Source organism: Pseudoalteromonas sp. DY56-GL79 (assembly GCF_041414765.1).
GTDB lineage: Bacteria > Pseudomonadota > Gammaproteobacteria > Enterobacterales > Alteromonadaceae > Pseudoalteromonas > Pseudoalteromonas piscicida.
Genome location: NZ_JANHZS010000027.1, coordinates 64,791 through 85,303 on the forward strand (window position 1 = coordinate 64,791; position 20,513 = coordinate 85,303).

Consider the following 20,513-nt stretch of genomic DNA (forward strand, 5'->3'; position numbering starts at 1 on the left):
GTTACTCGAAAAAGGCTGTTAATTTGAAACACTCACAATTTCCTGACCAATTCCCATCACGATTGTGACGTTGTGACGCCCCCTATCACCATATTCCACAGTGGCTTCGACTTCCGTCATGTTGCACACAAAACCCTCGGTATAGTCATATTGACGTGGACAAAACAGCTCTAGCTCACCATTATTTAGGTTAGTCACAGTGGCTTGTAAGCCATTAGGCGTTTGTACTGTTGTGCCTTCGTCCGCTAACTGCTGCCTTGAACGCAGAAAAATATTGTTAGGAAGCGGCTGCTCTTGCTGAATTAATCTTTGCATTTCACCAAAGAGTAGGCTTTCAGCTTCTTCTCGTTCCATGACGGCATGGGTCATTTTTATATCCAACGTACTGGTACTCATTAAAGTCACTGCAACCGCCATTATGGCGACTACCATGACCATCGCCATGATCAGTACTACACCCCGTTGCTTTACATTTCCCATGCTGAGCCCCCCATGTTGTACATCGAAATCGTGGTTGAGAAAACCGTTCGCCGAACCGCATCTGTATAAGTTAGTTCTCGACGAGCAGGATCATTACCAAGATAATATGTTCGCTTTTGCACCCCGAAATCGGCATCAGGCTGTAATACTCTAACTAAAACAAACAGCTGCAAAGACAAAATACCTCGTGTTCCGCTCCAATCAGCCTCAGACATATTCGCGGTATGCCTGTATCTGTCTACGCGGCCGTCATAATCGGTATCTAAACCAAACACAAACCGTATCTGTTCAACACCTTCAATCACTAGCTCATCAACCATTCCACCGCTAATTAATAGCCTCTTCCGCCTCAACACTGGAACAGTAATCGTACGATTATTAATAACTTGCTGCTCTTCACTCACATAATATACATGGTGACTATATGGCCAAAGTGTCGCATTCACGCTTGGCATGTTGCCAACATTGCCACCTGCAATAAATTCGGCTTGCTCTTGCTGTGCAATAAAATAATACCTAGTTGATTGGATAGCACCTGCGTCTGGCACAAGACCTGTTATCTCTACAGGACTCCCTTCCAGAAACTTCACCTGTAACACTTCTGATTGTGGTCGAGCTTTAGTTATGCATCCCATTGCCGTTGCATTTGTTGTGAATGTTGCCCAAATAGGCCTGAAATTAGCAGGCTCATTGTTCGGAAAGCTACCATTGTTTATCCCACCAGAGCAGTCACTTCCTGGATTAGCTGGAGCGGCTTGATTGTCATCCGTGAAACCTTGATCGTAAAAAGTCCCCCAAAAACCAACTTGTTCGATATCCCGCCGCATAATGGAAAGCGCTAAACGTCCTTTTTCTTGTAGCTCTCCAATACTCATGGTGTCGTTGGTCGTCGCTTTCATACCGACATAAGTAGCAATGACGCCGCCTAACAACAATACGCCGATAAACATCGCTATCATGAGTTCTAACAATGTAAAACCTCGGATTTTTTTCACGGCTGACTCCTTAACAACACAAAAGTTTCCATTACGACTGCACGCCGTCTATCGTCTTCAACACCACACCCGGCTGCTGGATTATTTTCCAATGCAGTCATTGCCTGACGCCCTCGCCAAGTGACAATAACCTGCACATTTACCCCAGATGGAGTGGCACCTGCGGTTGGATTAATACACACAATCGCGTTATCCAACGAACCTGTATTTTCCCTTGCTCTTATCGCTTGACGCCAATTGGCAATATCTGTTTTCGCAAGCGTTTCTGCATTACAGCGCTGTGTATAACACGTAGTGTTTGCCTGTACGTCTTCGGTGCTATTAAAGTCAACATCGTAAAGTGTGGTGATATTTGCCGCATCATTTGTTCTTATTCTGTGCATGATGTCACTGGCAAGCTCTACCGCAGCGGCTCGTTGCATAGAATCAAAACTTGCTTGTTTCGCTTTTGCTTGTAATGCCACCGCACCAAGCAGTCCAAAGCTTAAAATCATAAACGCAATAAGCACTTCTAACAGTGTGAAGCCATGTTGCTTTAGCGAAGTATGCATATCTCAACCAGAATTCAATTGTCCTAGCCTCAGTGTAAGCCGTCGTCTTTGAAACTCAATACGAGATAGTATGAAAGGTCTTTTGAGGCGATAAACGGTTTATTCACCGCTTAACACTCAAAACAATGTTTTTAGTTGGGTGTAAGCTCTACGGCTAACTTCATAGCGATTGGGAAGTGACTCGAGGCACACATAGTGTTTTTGTTCATGCAACTCTAACGCGGAAATTTCCGTTCGCTTAACTAATGTGCGGCGATGGATTTGAATAAAATGTGTCGGGAACTTATCTAAAAGTGACTTGAGTGACATGTCAATGAGTGCTTGTAGGCCAGAATTCAATGTTACTCGCGTATATTTTTCATCCGCCTCGGCAACAATCACATCCGAAACCTGAACGTGACGCAACTCACTGCCAACGTAATAGCTGAGCGTCTCCATACTCGGAAAGATAGTAGTCAATAAAGCATCTAGCTTATCACTATCTAGTGGCTTCACTAGATAACCATTGGCGTGCAGCTCAAATGCTTCTAACGCATATTCCGGATGCGCCGTTAGAAACACGATTTTCATCCTCGGAAATTGCAGGCGTAGTTGGCTCGCAAGCTCAACACCTGACTGACCCGGCATCGAAATATCAAGAAAAATTAGCTGCACAGGCTCCTGATTTAGCAGCGCTTTCACACCGCCCGCGCAGTCAACTTCACCGATACAACGAAAGCCTACGTGCTTTTGCATTAATCGTTTAACGCGAGCTCTTGCCAACGGCTCATCATCCACAATAAGGTAAGATATTACTGTTTTCATAGCGGTAGCGAAAAACTGACAGTATAGCTATCTTGACTGGCTTCGGTTTTAAAATCAATGGGCTGATTGTAGTGTAAAGCCAAGCGGCGTCTGATGTTGCTTATCCCAATGCCATGCCCTTGGTGCGTCGGCTTTAATTTTGCGTCATAGCTGTTAAAAATTACCACCGTTAAGGTACGTTTACTGCAGTGAATATGGATACGAATATCCGCTCCATTTGGGTTTGGCTCTACCCCATGACTAACCGCGTTCTCTACCAATGGCTGTAATATCAACGCAGGGATCAAAACATCTCCCAAGACATTGTCTAACTCCCACTCTACCCTCAAACGCTCTGCAAAGCGCCACTGCTCAAGTGCTAAATACGCTTTGCATAAAGATATTTCACTTTCCAGCGGAACAATATTTTGTGTGGACATCGCAGCACGAGATAAATCGGCAAGGGCTAATGCTGACTTTTCTGCTGCATTTGGATCGATATGAGTCAATTCGGCCACGGTATTGAGTGAGTTATATAAAAAGTGCGGCCGAATTCTCGCATGTAACGCTTCAAGTTCCGCTTGAGATAGCGCTTTCACCTTACGAATATTATCGGTAAATATAGCTAAGAAATGCGCGAAAAGCGTGATAATGCAAAGACATATTGCGATGTTACGCCATAAGCTCAATTCAATTTTAGCCTCATCAATCCAACCGAGCAGTGTAAAACCATAGGGAAAAGCCGTACTAGTGACAGCAGTACAAAGCACGAAGACAGAAATGAGAATACCTGCTTCAACTAGATCTGAGCGCTTCTCAACAGCGTGGCGCACAATCGCTATCACGGCAAGTGATAAAAAGGCAGTGAAATGAATAAATAAGCTAGTTAACCCAAGGGATTGCCAAAACGCAGTCGCGGAAATCAGCGTATATAAAAAGGCTAGGATTTGCGAGGCAACTAGCAATGCTAGCACACCTCGCTCACTCAATAGTGCAGACAACAACCTGATACGCGGTGTCATCGTGCTAACTCTCTTATCTGAGTTCTACAGGTACGGCAAACACGACATTTTCTTCTTGCCCAGGGTTCTCAACTACCGTTTCCCCACCAAGCTCTTTAAGTCGAGAGATAACCTGTTGAACCAGCACTTCAGGTGCAGATGCGCCGGCAGTTACACCAACCTTTGCAACCCCATCGAACCAAGTTTCTTCGATGGAAGAGGCATCATCGATAAGAAATGCCTTAGTTCCCATTTTATCTGCAAGCTCTCTTAAGCGGTTAGAGTTAGAACTATTTTTCGCCCCTACCACAAGCAATAAATCAACTTTGTCCGCTAAGTCGCGAACCGCATCTTGGCGGTTTTGCGTGGCATAACAGATATCATCTTTTCGTGGGCCACTGATGTTTGGAAACTTGCTACGCAGTGCGTCAATAACATCCGCAGTGTCATCTACCGATAACGTCGTTTGACTGCAATAGAACACATTGTCAGCATCTTTGACTTCAAGTGTTTCTACATCCTCTGGTTTTTCAACGAGATAAATACCACCGTTCGGATTGTCATACTGGCCCATAGTACCCTCAACTTCAGGGTGGCCGTGGTGCCCAATCAAAATACACTCAGTACCTCTGCGGCTAGCACGCGTCACTTCCATATGCACCTTTGTCACTAACGGACAAGTTGCATCAAAGACTTTTAACTCTCGGCGCTTCGCTTCATTGCGTACTTGCTGAGAAACACCATGCGCGCTGAAAATAACAATACTGTCGTCTGGCACTTCATTTAGCTCTTCAACGAATACCGCACCACGAGACTTCAGACCATCAACAACATATTTGTTATGAACAACTTCATGGCGAACGTAAATAGGCGCTTCGAAAATATCGAGTGCACGCTCAACAATGCTGATCGCTCTATCTACACCTGCACAGAATCCTCTCGGGTTTGCCAGCAAGATATCCATTAGTTATTTACCTCAAGAATTTCAACTTCAAACGTTACTTTTTGACCTGCAAGCGGGTGATTGAAATCGACAGTTACCGAGTCGCCGGCCACTTCTCGGATCAATCCAGGTAAGTCAGTACCATCTGGTTGCGTAAATGCAATGATGCTACCTACTTGAGCGGGGGTTTCTGCGCCAAACTTGCTTCTATCAACATAATAGATGTTATCAGGATTTGGTTGTCCAAACGCGTCTTCTGGCTCTAGCTCAAAAGATTTCTCATCGCCCGCTTTTAATCCAAGCAAACACTTTTCAAAATTTTCCGTCAGGCTGCCATCACCCATAAACAACTTAGCGGGTTTATTATGAACTTTGGTAGAATCTGCTGCTGAACCGTCTGATAACTTGATTGAAAAATGGAACAAGACTTCAGACTTTGCTCCAATTAGTTGCTCACTCACGCATTTTTCTCCTGTGGTTTATCGCCACTGGTAAAGGCATCGAAAATTAATAGTGCAGCACCGCCGACAATCGCCATGTCTGCCACATTAAACGCTGGATAATGCCAGTCTTGATAATAGAAATGAAGGAAGTCAATCACATAACCATGAATGATACGGTCGTATAAATTTCCTACAGCACCACCTAATACCAGCGCGTAGGCCAATCCCAACTTCCAATTTGATGCGGGCAATTTACGTAGCCAAAAAATCAGTAAAGTGCTAATCGCCACGGCAATGCCACTTAAAAAGTAACGCTGCCAGCCACCAGCTTCACTTAGGAAGCTAAAAGCCGCACCATAGTTATGCATATAGGTGAGATTGAATATAGGCAAAATATCAATGGATTCATAGAGTTCCATTTCAGCCATAACCAGTGCTTTGGTGAAGTAGTCTACTGCAAAAAGCAGTAGACTAAGCCACAACCACACCAGACCACTTTTCTGTGTAGTTTGTGTCACGTTTTACTCCTAGGCGAATTGACGCTGCTCGCCGTCACCTTCAACGTTACTAATACAACGGCCACAGATGTCTGCATGTTGCTCATCCGTACCTACGTCGTCGGTATAGTGCCAACAACGATCACACTTTTTAGCCGATGTTGCCGCTACACTAATGTATAAACCATCAATTTCTGATGAAACTGCATTTTCTGGTTTGCTGTTGACTACTTCTACCGTTGCCTTCGAAGTTAGTAATACGAAGCGTAATTCGTCACCGATGGCATTGAGCTGCTCAGCTAAGTCACCGCCTGTATATAGCGTTACTTCAGCCTGTAGCGTTGCACCGATCACTTCTTCTTTACGTGCATTCTCAAGCACACGGTTTACTTCATCACGTACCGCGAGTAAGTTCTGCCAGTACTCGTTATTCAACGAGCCTTCTGTCGCCCCTTCAATTGCATCATACCAAGTATCCGTGAATACAAACTGGCCACGCTCACCTGGTAGTACTTCCCAGATTTCTTGTGCAGTAAAGCTCATGATAGGTGCCATCCAACGTGTCATCGCTTCGGCGATATGATAAAGCGCGGATTGACAAGAACGACGCGCATGGCTATCACTTTTCGCCGTGTACTGACGGTCTTTGATGACGTCTAGATAGAACGAGCCCAATTCACCAGTACAGAAGTTCATAAGCTTCTGTGTTACTTGAAGCATTTGATACTTGTCGTACGCTGTTTTGATCTCAGTTTGTAGCTGTGCAGCGCGCGCTACAATCCAGCGATCTAGCTCAACCATATCTTCAATTGCTACTAAATCCGTTTTTGGATCAAAGCCGCTTAGGTTCGCAAGTAGGTAACGACTTGTGTTACGAATACGACGATAACGGTCAGCTGAGCGCTTAAAGATTTCATCAGACACGGTCATTTCCGCCGTGTAATCGGTAGAAGCTACCCATAGGCGTAAAATATCTGCGCCTAGCTTGTTCATGATGTCTTGCGGCGAGATCACGTTGCCTAATGATTTAGACATCTTATGGCCTTTTTCATCGACCGTGAAGCCATGCGTTAACACTTGCTTGTAAGGTGCATGGCCATTGATAGCAACTGAAGTCATCATTGATGACATAAACCAACCACGGTGCTGATCCGAGCCTTCAAGGTAAAGATCTGCAGGACCTGTTAATTCTTCTCGCGCATCAACAACACACGCATGTGTTACACCTGAGTCAAACCATACGTCTAGTGTGTCTTGTACTTTTACGTACTGTTGAGCATCAGCTTCACTTAATAGCGCGCTAGGCTCTAAGTCGTACCACGCCTGAATACCCTTTTCTTCCACTAATTTAGCAACGGCTTCGATAAGGGCTTCCGTTCCAGGATGTAGGCTGCCGGTGTCTTTATCAACAAATAACGCGATTGGCACACCCCAAGTACGCTGACGTGAAATACACCAGTCAGGGCGACCTTCAACCATGTTTGCGATGCGGCTTTCACCCCACTCAGGCAACCATTCTGTCTTTTTGATTTCATTCAGTGAATCAGTGCGAAGGTTAGCCTGATCCATGCTGACGAACCATTGTGGCGTCGCACGGAAAATAATAGGAGTTTTGTGACGCCAGCAATGTGGATAACTATGCGTTAGCGCCTTATGACGGAACAATACGCCTTTCTCAGTTAATAACTCAATGATGCTGTCATTTGCTTTAAATACGTGCTGACCTGCAAAAATCGGTGTATCTGGTAGATAAACACCATTTGCACCAACCGGGTTTGCAACCTCTAGACCGTAAGCTTGACCCGCTGCAAAGTCTTCTTGACCGTGACCAGGTGCAGTGTGAACGATACCAGTACCTGAGTCTGTTGTTACGTGCTCACCTAAAATAACAGGCACATCGAAATCTAAGAATGGGTGTGCAACGCGCAGATTCTCAAGCGCAGCGCCTTTCGCGTAACCTAGTACGTGGAAGTGCTTGAATCCAAAACGATCAACAGCGTCTTTGACTAATTCAGAACCAAGCACAATACGCTGCTCTTGACCTTCATCTTCAATTTGTACCAGCGCATACTCTAGCGCACCGTGTACTGCCACAGCGCGGTTTGCTGGTAATGTCCAAGGCGTTGTAGTCCAAATTGCGGTACTTACTTCGCCTTTGCCCTCATGGCCTTCGGCCAAACCAAACGCACTAATGATTGCCGCTTGATCAGCAAAGACAAATTTTACGTCGATTGCCGGCGATTGTTTGTCTTGGTATTCAACTTCTGCTTCTGCAAGCGCTGAACCACAATCCGTACACCAGTGAACTGGCTTTGCACCTTTGTGCAGGTGACCATTTTTGATAATACGACCAAGCACACGAATAGCATTGGCTTCAAAATCAAAGTTCATGGTTAGGTATGGCTTATCCCAGTCACCTAACACACCAAGGCGTTTGAAATCTGTTTTTTGGCCATCAACTTGCTTTTTAGCATAGTCGCGGCACTTTTCACGGAATTCAGCAGCCGATACTTTCTTACCTGGTTTGCCTACTTTCTTTTCCACTTGTAGCTCAATTGGAAGACCATGACAGTCCCAACCTGGTACATAAGGCGCATCAAAATCAGAAAGCGTTTTTGACTTAATAATAATATCTTTTAGGATTTTGTTTACTGAGTGACCTAGGTGAATATCACCATTTGCATACGGAGGACCGTCATGCAAAATAAATGGCTTTTTACCTTTTTTCGCAATGCGAATTTGACCGTATAGGTCTTCTTCATACCATTTTTTCAGCATCTTTGGTTCGCGTTGCGCCAAATTACCACGCATCGGAAACTCAGTTTCCGGTAGATTTAAAGTATGTTTGTAGTCGCTCATTTATCCTACTTTCCGTATCGGCTACGTTAAAGAAAAACACTGTTTTGCATTGCTAACATCACGACTGATTTGTTCTGTTAACTGCGACAATGTTTCGAATTTTTGCTCATCGCGAAGCTTTTCAATTAGCTCCACTTTCATAAACTGACCGTAGATGGTCTCATTAAAATTAAACAGATGCACCTCTAAAAGGGCTTTCGTTCCGTTTAGGGTTGGCTTAGTGCCAACATTCGCTACGCCATAATGTGTTTTGTGATTCACAGTCGCTTTGACTGCATACACACCGCGCACAGGGCTCACTTGGCGTTTTAAGGCTATATTTGCAGTATGGAAACCAAGCTCTCTGCCTTTCTTCCAACCGTGAATAACACGGCCTGAAATGGCATAAGTATGGCCCAACATATCATGTGCTTGACGTAAATCACCAGCCGCAAGCGCCGTGCGGATCAACGTGCTACTTACACGACAATCTTGCTTGCGAAAACTTGCCGTGTCTTTTACTTGCATACCTAGCGGTTCGCCCACTCGTTTTAGCATTGCAAAATCACCAGCTCGTTCACGGCCAAAACGAAAGTCATCGCCGACCGTGAGCGCCTTGGTTCCAAGCTTTGTCACTAGGACTTCTTTGATAAATTGCTCTGCATCTTGCGAGGCAAATTTGCGATTAAAGTTGACGCAAATGACTCGCTCTATACCAAGCTCTTGCAACAGGACTAGTTTATCACGTAATCGCGTCAGCCTAGCCGGTGCTTTATCTTTGGCAAAAAACTCCAAGGGCTGCGGCTCAAATAACATCACTGTGCTTGGAAGTTGATAGTGTTTTGCGTCGCTAATCAGCCCCTTCAAAACCTCTACATGTCCAAGATGAACCCCGTCAAAGTTTCCAATCGTCAACACACAACCAAAATGATGTGGTCGAATATTATGGATCCCTCGGATTAGTTGCATAGTGCCGTGCCTTTGTGCAGCAAATATCAAAGAGCCCGATTATACCCAAGTTGCTTAAAAATGCGAATCAAGCATCTCGGATTGTGCTCAATCTTACCCCTAGTATAAATAGTAAACTAAAATAGCTCACCATCGCAGTTACTAATAATCCGCAAAGTAATAGCACCTGCTCCATTAGTCCCCACTCTAGCCATTCAAAGCGGGCGCCTAGAAAGTATACGCATGCAGCCATCGAGACCGCTGAAACAAAGCATTTGGCAGTAAAACCAAGAGAAAATGCGCTTAGCTGATACACACCTTGATGTGACAGCTGACGATAAAGTAAAAACGCATTACAAGACGCTGACAATGAAGTTGCCAATGCAAGGCCTAGATAACCAATAAAAGGCGCTAAGATAAGATTGAAAACCATATTGAGTGCCATAGTAATAATACCAATACGAACAGGCGTTTTAGTATCTTGTCTAGCGTAAAAGCCCGGTGCCAGTACTTTAATCAACATAAAGCTTAATAAACCAACGGAATATGCGGCTACCCCTAAGCTTACCTTGTTTATATTGTCTGCATTTTGAGAAACAAACTCACCATGGCCAAATAATACTGAAATGATAAGTGGGCTTGTCACCATCAGCCCTAGCATCGCTGGTAATCCCAAGAAGATGACAAAACGTACACCCCAGTCTAGTGTTTTCTGAAAGTCTTCACTTTTTTCTCCTGCATGTAATTTAGAAAGTGCAGGCAGTATCACGGTCGCAATACCGATACCAAATAGGCCGAGTGGAAATTCAATTAATCTGTCTGAATAATAAAGCCAAGCGATCGATCCCGTCACGAGAAAAGAAGCAATGACGGCGTCCAGTAGTAAGTTAATTTGACTAACAGAAACACCAAATAATGCAGGGATCATTAATGTTCTGACTTTGGTTATTTCAGGGCTTCGCCATGCAAATTGAGGGCGACTCAAGACTTTTAAGCGCAACAAAAATGGGATCTGGAATAATAGTTGAACAATACCACCAATAAATACACCGAGTGCTAGAGCGTACGCACCTTGTGCAAATTTATCATGGAGAAAAATAGCACAGCCGATAATCGACACATTGAGTAAAACTGGCGTAAAGGCCGCTGCCGCAAAGCGATTATAAACATTCAGTACCGCCCCGCTAAGTGCAACTAATGAAACAAAAAATAGGTAAGGAAAGGTGAGCTTTAATAGTGCGCTTGCAAGCACAAATTTTTCGGCATCAGCACCACCTTGCCACCAGTCAAGAAACCAGCTAGTGCCAAATAATGCGGCGATCAAAGGCGAGCCAATCACCCCTAAAATAGTAACAATAAGCAATACGGTCCCGAGTGTCCCAGCAGCTTGTGCAACGAATAACCTTACTCTATCGTCTCCATGCTTTTCTTTAATTTCTGAAAGTACAGGAACAAACGCCTGAGCAAACGCGCCTTCTGCAAATAACCTACGTAAAAAATTAGGGATCCGGTTGGCGAATAAAAAGACATCTGCGGCCAATCCTGCGCCCAATAGGTTTGCCACGACGGCATCTCGAACTAGCCCCAGAACCCGCGAAATCATAGTCATGGCACTGACAATCATACCCGATTTAAATAACCCTTTTGCCACCTTAACTCCTAAATTCAGTGAATCGCGGCAGATTATGCCACAGTCGTTGTGCATTTAGCACTAGGCGTGCCCTGTCAGCTTTGATACAATACGCGCCATTAACCTTGGTAGGCCTGTTTCACCTCGTGAAATTTGACTGTTTACTTTGGTTCAGACCTGAGATTTTCAAGGCACTTTGTGAAGCTACGCTTTGCAAATTATTAGTGCAACTTGGGATATTACGGGTTTACTTGCCTGCTATAGAAGTAAAAATGTCGCATAGCAACGTTTTGATTTGTACAGGTTAAGAATTGAGAATAGCCCAAGTCGAGTCTTGGGTGTTGAACATTAGGCCGCGCTTGTTAATTTATATTGACTTTTGCGATTAAAACAGGCATATTCCTCGGCCTTTAAATTAAGCTTATTTTAAGATTGTTAGGAGCAAACCTTGGCTAACATCAAGTCTGCAAAAAAACGCGCTATCACTAGCGAAAAGCGTCGTAAGCACAACGCAAGCCGTCGTTCAATGATGCGTACATACTTCAAAAAAGTAATCGCTGCAATTGAAGCTGGTGATAAAGAAGCTGCAACTCAAGCATTCGCTGTTGCTGCACCTATCCTAGACCGTTACGCAACTAAAGGTCTAATCCACAAAAACAAAGCTGCTCGTCATAAGAGCCGTTTAGTTGCTAAGATCAAAGCACTTTAATTTGTTGCTGGATTGAAAAAACCGACATTATGTCGGTTTTTTTATGTCTGTAATTTATATACTTTGGTATCAAAAGATAAAATCAGTGCAGTTTTAAACCAATTCTAAATCTGGGTAAAACTTCTTCAGCATAGCCGCGATTTTCTTTGGCGAAAATGGCTTAACAACAAAACCTTTAGCACCGCGCTCAATAGCATCTTTAACATTGTCTACCGTTGAGTGTGCCGACACCATAACGACATTAATATTCGGGTTTATTTCATTTAGGGTTGCAATTAACTCTTTACCATCACCATCGGGCAGCTCAATATCTAGAAAGACAATATCAAAATGTTGCTCTTCACATGACTTTACACACTGCGTTGCAGTGGAGGCTTCTCTTACATGATCAATGCCTAAGTGCATTAAGGTTTGATGTAAAAAGCTGCGAACTGTCCCTACATCATCGACGATTAAAATAGAGATATTTTGATCCATAGTCCTTTCCCGTAGGCTGTAGTGTAAAAATAAGCTATTATACTTAGCATAGAAGCATTATAGAGACCTGCAACTAAAAGGCTACTTAAAGCATGGCAAAACCATCAAAAAAACAATCGCTTTTAGGTCAAGTACAGTCCAACCAAAAGAAACGCACTAGTACAACAAAAAACCGTCGACCATCGCCACAACAAATTGCAGCGATGAAGGCTCAGCAAACCGCACAAGCACAGCAAGCACAAACTGCTACAGATAATGATAGACCTAAGGGAAAAGGTAAGTGGATAACTCTTGCAGTCATTGGAATACTATTTGTTGTCTTGCCAAAACCACAACTGATTACTTATGAGAAATTAGGACTTGTGGCTAGTAGTGTATATTGGCCGGGTCTTCCTGGTATTGATCCTGTGCTATTTGACTCAAATTTACATCCAAAGCCAGCGCTTGAGCGCAATACACTATACCTATGCCACGATTTGAAAAACCCAGACACCTGTCAAAAATATCAAATAATCAAACAAGAAGGCTTTATAGCGGCCATGATGAAATTGCTTCAGTCTTAAAAAATCGCTTTGAAAGGGCAACGGAACTTCTATAATGATGATACGGCTTAAACAACCGTATCATCATTTTTTAAACTTCGCTGGGTAAAAGTTAGCTTAGCGGACATAAATCCACATTTTAGTTCCATTATAATAGGGTGAGGTATCTGCACCTCCCCATCCCGAGCCACCTTTTTCTTTAATAAATTTAGTTGAAGAATAATCGTATACGGAAGTAATGCCTTGATTTGAACCAAATAGCGAATAGTCTTGTCCCTTGCCATTACAACCACCAGTTTCGTTGTGGGCTAATAGGTTTTCTGTCAGGGACTCAGCCAATGGTTTGCAATTTGCGCTCTTCAAAATATCCATATCTAGCACGGCTGTAATTTTATCAGCTACCACCAATACCTCTTGGGAAACATATTTTAACTCTTGCCACTTTTGATCAGAGACAACACTTGCTTCACTATCTAAAGAAGTAAGCTCTTCAACCTCCTCATTAGGTAATGCCTTATTTTTAATTCCAACGAGTGTCCAACCACCACCTTTAGTTTCCATATCACAATACACCTGATAAGGTACTGGTGCACTCTCGGACTTTATCGTATAAATGCCACTTCCTTGGCTCTGCCCATCGATCAGTATTTCATGACAACTGGCGCCTTTCTTTTCTCCATATTGCTTAAAGAATGAAAAGTTAGAAGATGTGATCTCACCCGTATCCTTATTATATACAGATAGTACGTAATTATATTCTCCAGCAGGAAACTCAGGAGGCACAACAACACTTGGCCTGGTCTGCTCAAAGCTTGCACCAGCTGATAATGTAATATTACTTGCAGCTGAACGGTTATATAGCTCCCCTTTAGGAAAAATCAACGTGTCATAGTACCTTAGGTTAGCATCTGCACTACCTTCATTTTTTATGACGGTATCAAAGTTAACTCGACCACCTATCGCTTCTACCGTAGCATTTTCATTATCTGCTGTAGCTTGGACAATAACCGTAGCGTGAGAAGCTGAAGAAAAAAGTAGTGGGATAAGTAGTGTATTTCTTTTTAGTGTCATTCGTTACGTCCTTTTATAACGTATTTTTAATTAGGCTTATACCAATTCACTCAATTAAGTGGTCTATTTTGAGGCAAGAAAATCATGTCGATAGCTCCGCTTCAGCATCTTACTATCGCCAAGATACCTAAATCCACATTTAGGCTAGGCAAAAATCTTGCTATCCAATTGTTCTAAATAAGAAATTTTTAACGCAGCTAGCGTCAGGTTAATCTCTCAAATTGAGCAAGTATTAAATCAAATTGGCATTAGATACTGTACCTGAAAGAAAAAAATAGAAATGATTTATGTCAACAATAAAGGCTGCAGCAAAAGTTCCCCCCTCTACACTGAGTTTTAGTGGAAAGCGCGAGCCTTAATTTTCATTGCTTCTAGTAACTCACTTCTATCGATTAACTTACCAGCAATAACATGTACCACTTCACCCTCTTTCTCTACTATGCCTTTTATTTCTAATAGCTGAGCGCCCATATAGGCTTGCTTTTGTGCTCGAGCAGTACCAGACCACACAATTACATTGATGTTGCCTGTTTCGTCTTCCAAAGTAAAAAAGGTCACGCCTTTTGCGGTACCTGGGGCTTGCTTTCCTGTTACCAGCCCTATCACTGTTACTAACGATTTATGCGGTCGATAAAGCAGTTCATTGGCCTTAACCGTTCGGGCTATAAGCTTAGCTTGCTCAAGTTGCTTGATTGGGTGAGTGCGTAAGGAAACCTTAGTGCTATTATAATCTTCCTGTAAGTTTTCAAACTCTGTGGCGCTAAAGTGACTATATTGCGACTCTTTCTCTTCAATATCGCTGAATAGTGGCAAGGTTTTACTTTGATCTGCAAGCGACCACCTAGCAGCATAACGGCTATCCACAAAGTGATGTAAAGCATCCGCAGAAATCAACTTTTCAATAGTACTGTTGGTAATACCAGCTTGTTGTAACTGCACGATTTTACCAAACCCTTCTTGAGGTCTGCATTGTAATAATTGCAGTGCTTCTTCTTCACTTAACCCTTTTATAAGCCGAAGTCCTAAACGGATCGCAAACGTTGTTTGTCTTGGCTCTTGTACGACTTGATGTTCGTAATTGGACTGGTTAACACAAATAGGTAAAATGCTAACCTTATGCCTTGATGCATCTTGCAACAGCTGTGAAGCCGAATAAAACCCCATTGGTAAACTATTAAGTAGAGCGGTATAAAACATTGCTGGGTAGTAGTATTTCAACCACGCAGAGGCATAAGCCAACACAGCAAAAGAAGCTGAGTGACTTTCAGGAAAACCATATTCACCAAAGCCACAAATCTGCTCAAAAATCCGCTCAGCAAATTGTGCTTCATAGCCCCGCTCCAGCATGCCTCGAATAAGCTTTTCTCTAAACTGCATCAGCTCTCCGGTTTTCTTCCATGACGCCATAGCTCGGCGTAGGCTATCTGCTTCTCCTCCAGTAAATCCAGCTGCAACCATAGCCAGTTTTATCACTTGTTCTTGGAAAATAGGAACCCCCATGGTCCTCTCTAATACAGATTTAACCGCTTCTGATGGATAAGTCACTTGCTCTTCACCATCTCGCCGCTTTAAAAATGGATGCACCATATCCCCTTGAATAGGGCCGGGACGTACAATGGCAATTTGGATCACTAAGTCGTAGTAATTCGCGGGTTTCAGCCTTGGCAACATACTCATTTGCGCGCGAGACTCTACTTGAAACACGCCAACACTATCCCCTTTTTGCAACATCTTATAGACCAAAGGGTCGTCTTGCATACGAGTCAATTGGGCAAGATCCAGGTTTCGCTTCGTATGCGCTACAATATAGCCAAAACATTTACGGATAGCGCTTAGCATACCCAAGGCCAAGATATCGACTTTGAGTAACTTAAGGGTTTCAAGGTCATCTTTATCCCATTGAATAATTGTGCGCTCTGGCATAGCTGCATTTTCTACGGGCACTAATTCATGTAATGGACTTTCTGAGATAACAAAACCACCAACATGCTGCGATAAATGCCTTGGAAACCCCATAATGTCATTAACCAACTGAATAAAGTGCTGACCTTTTAATGAGTTTGGCTCTAACCCTAGCTCCACTAATTGGGCCTGCCAGTTAAGTCCTTTATCACGGCGGTTGAGATGCTTAATAAAGTACTCTATTTGCGCCATTTCAATGCCCAAGGCTTTGCCAACATCACGCATGGCACTTTTTAAACGATACGTGATCACCGTTGCTGCTAATGCTGCGCGTTTACGGCCATATTTCTTGTAGATATATTGGATCACCTCTTCACGACGTTGGTGTTCAAAATCTACATCTATATCGGGTGGCTCATTACGCTCTTTACTAATAAAACGCTCGAACAATACGCCCACTTGCCGAGGGTCAACTGCGGTTATCTCTAAGCAATAGCAGACCACAGAGTTAGCGGCTGAGCCTCGCCCTTGATATAAGATTTGATGCTGTTTTGCATACATCACAATGTCATGAATAGTGATAAAGAAAAACGGATAATCAAGCGCTTCGATAAGCGAGAGCTCTTTATCAATAATGGCTTCTATATCTGGCGGCACGCCATCAGGAAAGCGAACTTGTTTACCCTTTTCGACCAACGCGCGTAAATAAGCCATTGGAGTAAAGCCTTTAGGCACTAACTCCTGAGGATATTGATAATGCAATGAGTCTAAATTAAATACACATCGCTTCGCGATATTGGCACTTTCTTCAAGAAAGGTAGGTGAGAACAACTTATTAAGCTTAGAGATAGATCTCAGTGCCGACTCGCTATTACTAATCATTTTCTCAGGGATCTCGCTTATCACACGATTCTGTCGAATGGCTGTCAGTGTGTGCTGTAGCGCTAGTCTAGACGGGCAGTGCATAAGCACCCCACCAACAGCGCAGACAGGTATTTGATAAGCTTTTGACAGTTTTACACAATGGGTAAAGTAATGTACATCTTTTGCACTCAAGTTACGTCGGTAGCCAATCCATATTCTATTTTGGTGGTATTTACACAGCCATTGCAATGCTTGAACATCTTGACTGTTCCCCTTTGGCAACCACAACAATAAGACATGCTTAAGCGACATAATATCCCACTCACTAAGCTGATATTGTCCCTTCTCCATTCGCTGGCGAGCATTACTGATCACTCGACATAACTCTGTATAAGCGAGCTGGCAAGGACAAATAGCAACCAAGTCAATATTGTTGTACTTCAGCAAACTTCCAACGATGAGTTTTATCTTGAGCTTATGATCACGAATATAAGCATGAGCGCGGACAATTCCAGCCAAAGAGCATTCGTCAGTAATGGCTATTGCGCTATAACCTAAAAAATCTGCTTGTTTGACCAACTCTTCTGGTCGCGATGCGCCAGTCAAAAATGAAAAGTTGCTCTGGCAAAAAAGCTCGGCATAAGACATTAGCTAAATACTCCATGAATATACCAATGGTTATTTTGCTCTCGAAATACCCATAACCGCTGCGCTTGTTCATTTTGTACAATAAAATAATCTCGCTGGACCGGCTCACCGTCCCACCACCCTGAAGCAATACGCTCTGGACCAGAAATAATATTGACTCTTTCACATAAAGGCTGTGGCTTCGGAAATAAAATGGTAGGTCTTAATTTACTCTTGAGTGTCGTGAAATGTGGCTCGTGGCTATAAGTGCTGGCCTTTTCAGGACGAGGATCGCCTGTAAGTTGTAAACCTTGCACAGCCTGCTCACCGAGCTTAGCACATAGAATAGCCCGCAACTCTTGCGCAGACATCGCACTTTGCTGCGTTGAGAAGAGATCTTTTATTATGGCATGCTGCGTTTCTAGTGCATCAGCTTTGAGTGAAACACTTTGTACGGGCGCATCTAAGGTTATGGATTCTAGCTTGAGGTTTAACAAACGCTGCCAATTTTCTGCCTTATATTCAGGCTCCACGCTGTTTAATGTGATCTCTAAAGCCTCTTTATCTCGAAGTGCTAAGGTAAAATAAAGCGTTCGAGTTACTAAGTTACGTTGCTGTAGGAATAATGCTAAACGCGATAGCAAATGCTCGATTGGCTTTTCTAACCAAGCCATTACTTCGACTTCGTAAAGTAAAGGTGCAGTAAGCTCAAAGGTTTCCGCAGGTTGGTAATAGTTAAGAGTTTCCTTTAGCTTTCCAAACAAGCAGCCTACATAATGTACGAGTTCAGTATCAAAACGTTTAGCCAGCTCACTGAGTGCAAACTGCTCTAACTGCGCCACATTTTTAACTCCGGTGCGAGCAAGCAGCTCAATCACCCGACTGTCTAGACTTGTATGTGTTAGTCCAATTTTCCCCAAGTAATGACGCTTTTGGCACAGCGTTAACATAAGCGCATTGCAATGCTCTCGCGCCAAGAGTTTAGCCATTATTGTGGACTCACCCATGCCGTAATAATAACTCTTGCCAAGCTGCGCTAATTGTCCAGATATTACTTGCCAGTAACTTGGCAAATCATGATAGAGCGACAGCATAGAATCGACTTTAAGCACAAGGCCATTAGGTTCATCGATTACAATATCTGCACTTACTTGATAAAGCATATTGGCAATTTCTAATAGCTGCTGTCTTTCTAGAAGGTCGTCGTAGGGCAAAACATGAAGCTGTGTACACAATGCACAAGCAGTCCCAAGGCCCATTCCTATTTTTATACCTCGCTGCTGCGCTGCATCATTTAGCTGTACTATCTGGTTTTTGCGGCCATCAATAATAACAACGGGTGTCACAAAATCACCGGAAACTGTTTGCTTTGTCATTCCTTCTAGTTGCAGCATAGGAAAATAGAGATATAACCACATAACTAGCTCGTTAAACGCCGCTCATAGCCCGAAAATGCAACTATATTATCGCTAACATGAGGTAGATTTGGCTTTTCAAGCTCTGGCCAATAGTGGGGATTCTCTAGTTTAAGACTGCGATGTGCAAAGTGCCCCTTGTGCTTCTTTACTGTCACATCCAAGCCGCTGTGCTGTGCTTGTAAAACCACTGAAAGTGTAAATGGTAAAGTCTGGGCGTACTGCGCTTGATACAAAGCAAATAACCTACAACCTCCCGCCTGTGCACCTAACTGCAAACGCTTTACAGCAGCAATAGAAAGCGCTTCGTGCCAAAGTACAAGCGCACTACACGCACCACTTTTTACACATTGTTCCGCAGCCCACAATGCTTTTTTTTCACTTGGTGGCTGCAATATCATAAATTCACTCAGATCTAACGATAAATAATGCAATGCTGCGGCATGTATTTGCCCTGGAGGATTAATTAATACCTTCAAACGGTTATCATCCACAAAATGGGGCAATATCAACCTTAACTCTCCTACTCCCATTGCAGTTTCCACACCAATCACACCTTGTTGCGGCCAACCACCGCACAGCAAATCGTCAAGTGCAGCAAAGCGAGTACTGACGACATCATGCTGCACGGCCTGTCCACGTCCACGCCAAAGCAAGTTTTTACGCTCAAGAAGATCTATATAATTCGCCATACATCACCAAATACTGTTTATATATACAGTATATTTAAATAAAGGCAGATCGCAAGTAGATCGCTAGAAAAGAGGCGAGTTAAAAATAACCATAGTTTGCGCTTTAAGTTAATCGTGTTTTGCTTAGGAGAAATGAGATCTACAACTAGGGCCTGTTGATCTTTCAAGTTTGTTTTTGCAGCAGTTTGATTGGTATTTATACAAGACAGAGCCAGCGTAGCATAGTCATTCTATGTAAGTCTGGCGATAAAGACTTTGTGCTCCTGCAAAGTCACCTTACCCCACATCCTTGTGGGGCAACACAGAAGAAATGCTAATCAAGCGCTGCCCTTTGGGTTCATCTGAGTGCGCTTTGTTCATTGTTGCTCAACTTTTGCCTAGATTACTAGGCGGCAAGTCGAGCGTCGCGACCAAAACACACTCAGAAGAACAAAAATCAAACAGCAAAGGTCAACAGGCCCTAGTCTATTTGTATAAAAGGCGACAAGAACTGAGACGTAAAACAATGAGTGTGGCGCGTAGATAATCGTCTTTTGGCCTCGATGAGTGCTACCCACTTAGGCAACAACTAACCAACTGAACTACCACTTCGCTGCAACTGGCAAAGTTATAACGACATTATTATAAACTTATGTTGAAAAATAAGTTACTTGATAGTGATGACAAGGGAAAGATTAACGTAAATGAGTTATTTGATTTTGGTCAAGGAAGCTTGCTTAGAAGAGAAATTGCAAACTGGCCCAGTGGACGGGACTCGAATCGAAGCGTCGAACCGCCGCAACCCCTGGCGTGACAGGCCGCTTTCTCTAAGGTAACAGCTAACCAACTGAACTACCACTTCGCTGCAACTGGCAAAGTTATAACGACATTATTATAAGCTTATGTTGAAAATAAGTTACTTGATAGTGATGACAAAAGAAAGGCTAAAGCAAATGAGCTATTTGATTTTTGATTTTTGATTTTTGATTTTTGATTTTTGATTTTTGATTTTTGATCAAGGAAGCTTGCTTAGAAGAGAAAGTGCAAACTGGCGGAGTGGACGGGACTCGAACCCGCGACCCCCGGCGTGACAGGCCGGTATTCTAACCAACTGAACTACCACTCC

Annotated in this window: 19 protein-coding genes and 1 tRNA gene; 3 read left to right on the forward strand and 17 right to left on the reverse strand. The window is 43.3% G+C overall.

All coding sequences use genetic code 11. The annotated features are described in order from the left end of the window. Nucleotides 1-18: 18 nt before the first annotated feature. The 11 genes from NO992_RS18675 to murJ all read right to left on the reverse strand — a co-directional run bounded on the left by NO992_RS18675 (nucleotide 19) and on the right by murJ (nucleotide 11,130). Nucleotides 19-480, reverse strand: a complete 462-nt coding sequence (locus NO992_RS18675; RefSeq protein ID WP_010371010.1) for a hypothetical protein — start codon at nucleotides 478-480, stop codon at nucleotides 19-21. Further along, the gene (locus tag NO992_RS18680) at nucleotides 468-1,475 is read right to left on the reverse strand and encodes a PilW family protein (RefSeq protein WP_371379801.1); all 1,008 of its coding nucleotides are present in this window, start codon (nucleotides 1,473-1,475) and stop codon (nucleotides 468-470) included. Before NO992_RS18680 ends, NO992_RS18675 begins: the two co-directional genes overlap by 13 nt. After that, on the reverse strand, nucleotides 1,472-2,026 hold the full coding sequence (gene pilV, locus NO992_RS18685) for a type IV pilus modification protein PilV (RefSeq protein ID WP_010371005.1): 555 nt from the start codon (nucleotides 2,024-2,026) through the stop codon (nucleotides 1,472-1,474). Before pilV ends, NO992_RS18680 begins: the two co-directional genes overlap by 4 nt. Before the next feature lie 117 nt (nucleotides 2,027-2,143). Next, nucleotides 2,144-2,830, reverse strand: coding sequence for a LytR/AlgR family response regulator transcription factor (locus NO992_RS18690; RefSeq protein ID WP_371379803.1), 687 nt, complete (start codon nucleotides 2,828-2,830; stop codon nucleotides 2,144-2,146). Beyond that, nucleotides 2,827-3,831 (reverse strand): sensor histidine kinase, encoded by a 1,005-nt coding sequence (locus NO992_RS18695; RefSeq protein ID WP_371379806.1) that lies wholly within the window; start codon nucleotides 3,829-3,831, stop codon nucleotides 2,827-2,829. The genes NO992_RS18690 and NO992_RS18695 overlap by 4 nt, the downstream gene beginning before the upstream one ends. A gap of 13 nt (nucleotides 3,832-3,844) precedes the next feature. Further along, a complete protein-coding gene (ispH, locus tag NO992_RS18700) occupies nucleotides 3,845-4,774 on the reverse strand; it encodes a 4-hydroxy-3-methylbut-2-enyl diphosphate reductase (RefSeq protein WP_371379808.1) in 930 nt (309 codons plus the stop codon). Beyond that, nucleotides 4,774-5,214, reverse strand: a complete 441-nt coding sequence (fkpB, locus tag NO992_RS18705; protein WP_010370993.1) for an FKBP-type peptidyl-prolyl cis-trans isomerase — start codon at nucleotides 5,212-5,214, stop codon at nucleotides 4,774-4,776. Before fkpB ends, ispH begins: the two co-directional genes overlap by 1 nt. After that, nucleotides 5,211-5,714 (reverse strand): signal peptidase II, encoded by a 504-nt coding sequence (gene lspA / locus NO992_RS18710; RefSeq protein WP_010370991.1) that lies wholly within the window; start codon nucleotides 5,712-5,714, stop codon nucleotides 5,211-5,213. Before lspA ends, fkpB begins: the two co-directional genes overlap by 4 nt. Nucleotides 5,715-5,723: 9 nt before the next feature. Next, entirely contained in the window at nucleotides 5,724-8,552 is a 2,829-nt protein-coding gene (gene ileS, locus NO992_RS18715) for an isoleucine--tRNA ligase (RefSeq protein ID WP_371379811.1), read from the reverse strand. A 21-nt stretch (nucleotides 8,553-8,573) separates the two neighbouring features. Then, nucleotides 8,574-9,500, reverse strand: a complete 927-nt coding sequence (gene ribF / locus NO992_RS18720; protein ID WP_010370985.1) for a bifunctional riboflavin kinase/FAD synthetase — start codon at nucleotides 9,498-9,500, stop codon at nucleotides 8,574-8,576. A 67-nt stretch (nucleotides 9,501-9,567) separates the two neighbouring features. Beyond that, nucleotides 9,568-11,130, reverse strand: coding sequence for a murein biosynthesis integral membrane protein MurJ (gene murJ / locus NO992_RS18725; protein WP_371379813.1), 1,563 nt, complete (start codon nucleotides 11,128-11,130; stop codon nucleotides 9,568-9,570). Nucleotides 11,131-11,557: 427 nt separating this feature from the next. Between murJ and rpsT the strand changes: the two genes are divergently transcribed. Next, on the forward strand, nucleotides 11,558-11,818 hold the full coding sequence (rpsT, locus tag NO992_RS18730) for a 30S ribosomal protein S20 (RefSeq protein WP_010370978.1): 261 nt from the start codon (nucleotides 11,558-11,560) through the stop codon (nucleotides 11,816-11,818). A 93-nt stretch (nucleotides 11,819-11,911) separates the two neighbouring features. Here the strand turns inward: rpsT and NO992_RS18735 are convergent, their stop codons facing one another. Then, nucleotides 11,912-12,295, reverse strand: coding sequence for a response regulator (locus NO992_RS18735; RefSeq protein WP_010370975.1), 384 nt, complete (start codon nucleotides 12,293-12,295; stop codon nucleotides 11,912-11,914). Between the two features lie 92 nt (nucleotides 12,296-12,387). On the opposite strand from NO992_RS18735, the gene NO992_RS18740 reads away from it, so the two are divergent. Beyond that, nucleotides 12,388-12,858 (forward strand): hypothetical protein, encoded by a 471-nt coding sequence (locus NO992_RS18740; RefSeq protein WP_371379816.1) that lies wholly within the window; start codon nucleotides 12,388-12,390, stop codon nucleotides 12,856-12,858. A gap of 96 nt (nucleotides 12,859-12,954) precedes the next feature. On the opposite strand, the gene NO992_RS18745 is transcribed toward NO992_RS18740, so the two are convergent. From NO992_RS18745 to imuA, 4 genes are all read right to left on the reverse strand, one after another. Continuing rightward, a complete protein-coding gene (locus NO992_RS18745; protein WP_371379818.1) occupies nucleotides 12,955-13,908 on the reverse strand; it encodes a fibrinogen-like YCDxxxxGGGW domain-containing protein in 954 nt (317 codons plus the stop codon). Between the two features lie 336 nt (nucleotides 13,909-14,244). Continuing rightward, nucleotides 14,245-17,322, reverse strand: a complete 3,078-nt coding sequence (locus NO992_RS18750) for an error-prone DNA polymerase (protein ID WP_371379820.1) — start codon at nucleotides 17,320-17,322, stop codon at nucleotides 14,245-14,247. Then, entirely contained in the window at nucleotides 17,322-18,719 is a 1,398-nt protein-coding gene (locus NO992_RS18755) for a DNA polymerase Y family protein (RefSeq protein WP_371379822.1), read from the reverse strand. The genes NO992_RS18750 and NO992_RS18755 overlap by 1 nt, the downstream gene beginning before the upstream one ends. Before the next feature lie 2 nt (nucleotides 18,720-18,721). After that, nucleotides 18,722-19,408, reverse strand: coding sequence for a translesion DNA synthesis-associated protein ImuA (gene imuA / locus NO992_RS18760; RefSeq protein WP_371379824.1), 687 nt, complete (start codon nucleotides 19,406-19,408; stop codon nucleotides 18,722-18,724). 310 nt (nucleotides 19,409-19,718) lie between these two features. On the opposite strand from imuA, the gene NO992_RS18765 reads away from it, so the two are divergent. Continuing rightward, nucleotides 19,719-19,934, forward strand: coding sequence for a hypothetical protein (locus NO992_RS18765; protein WP_084204346.1), 216 nt, complete (start codon nucleotides 19,719-19,721; stop codon nucleotides 19,932-19,934). 502 nt (nucleotides 19,935-20,436) lie between these two features. Here the strand turns inward: NO992_RS18765 and NO992_RS18770 are convergent. Further along, a tRNA-Asp gene (locus tag NO992_RS18770) sits at nucleotides 20,437-20,513 on the reverse strand.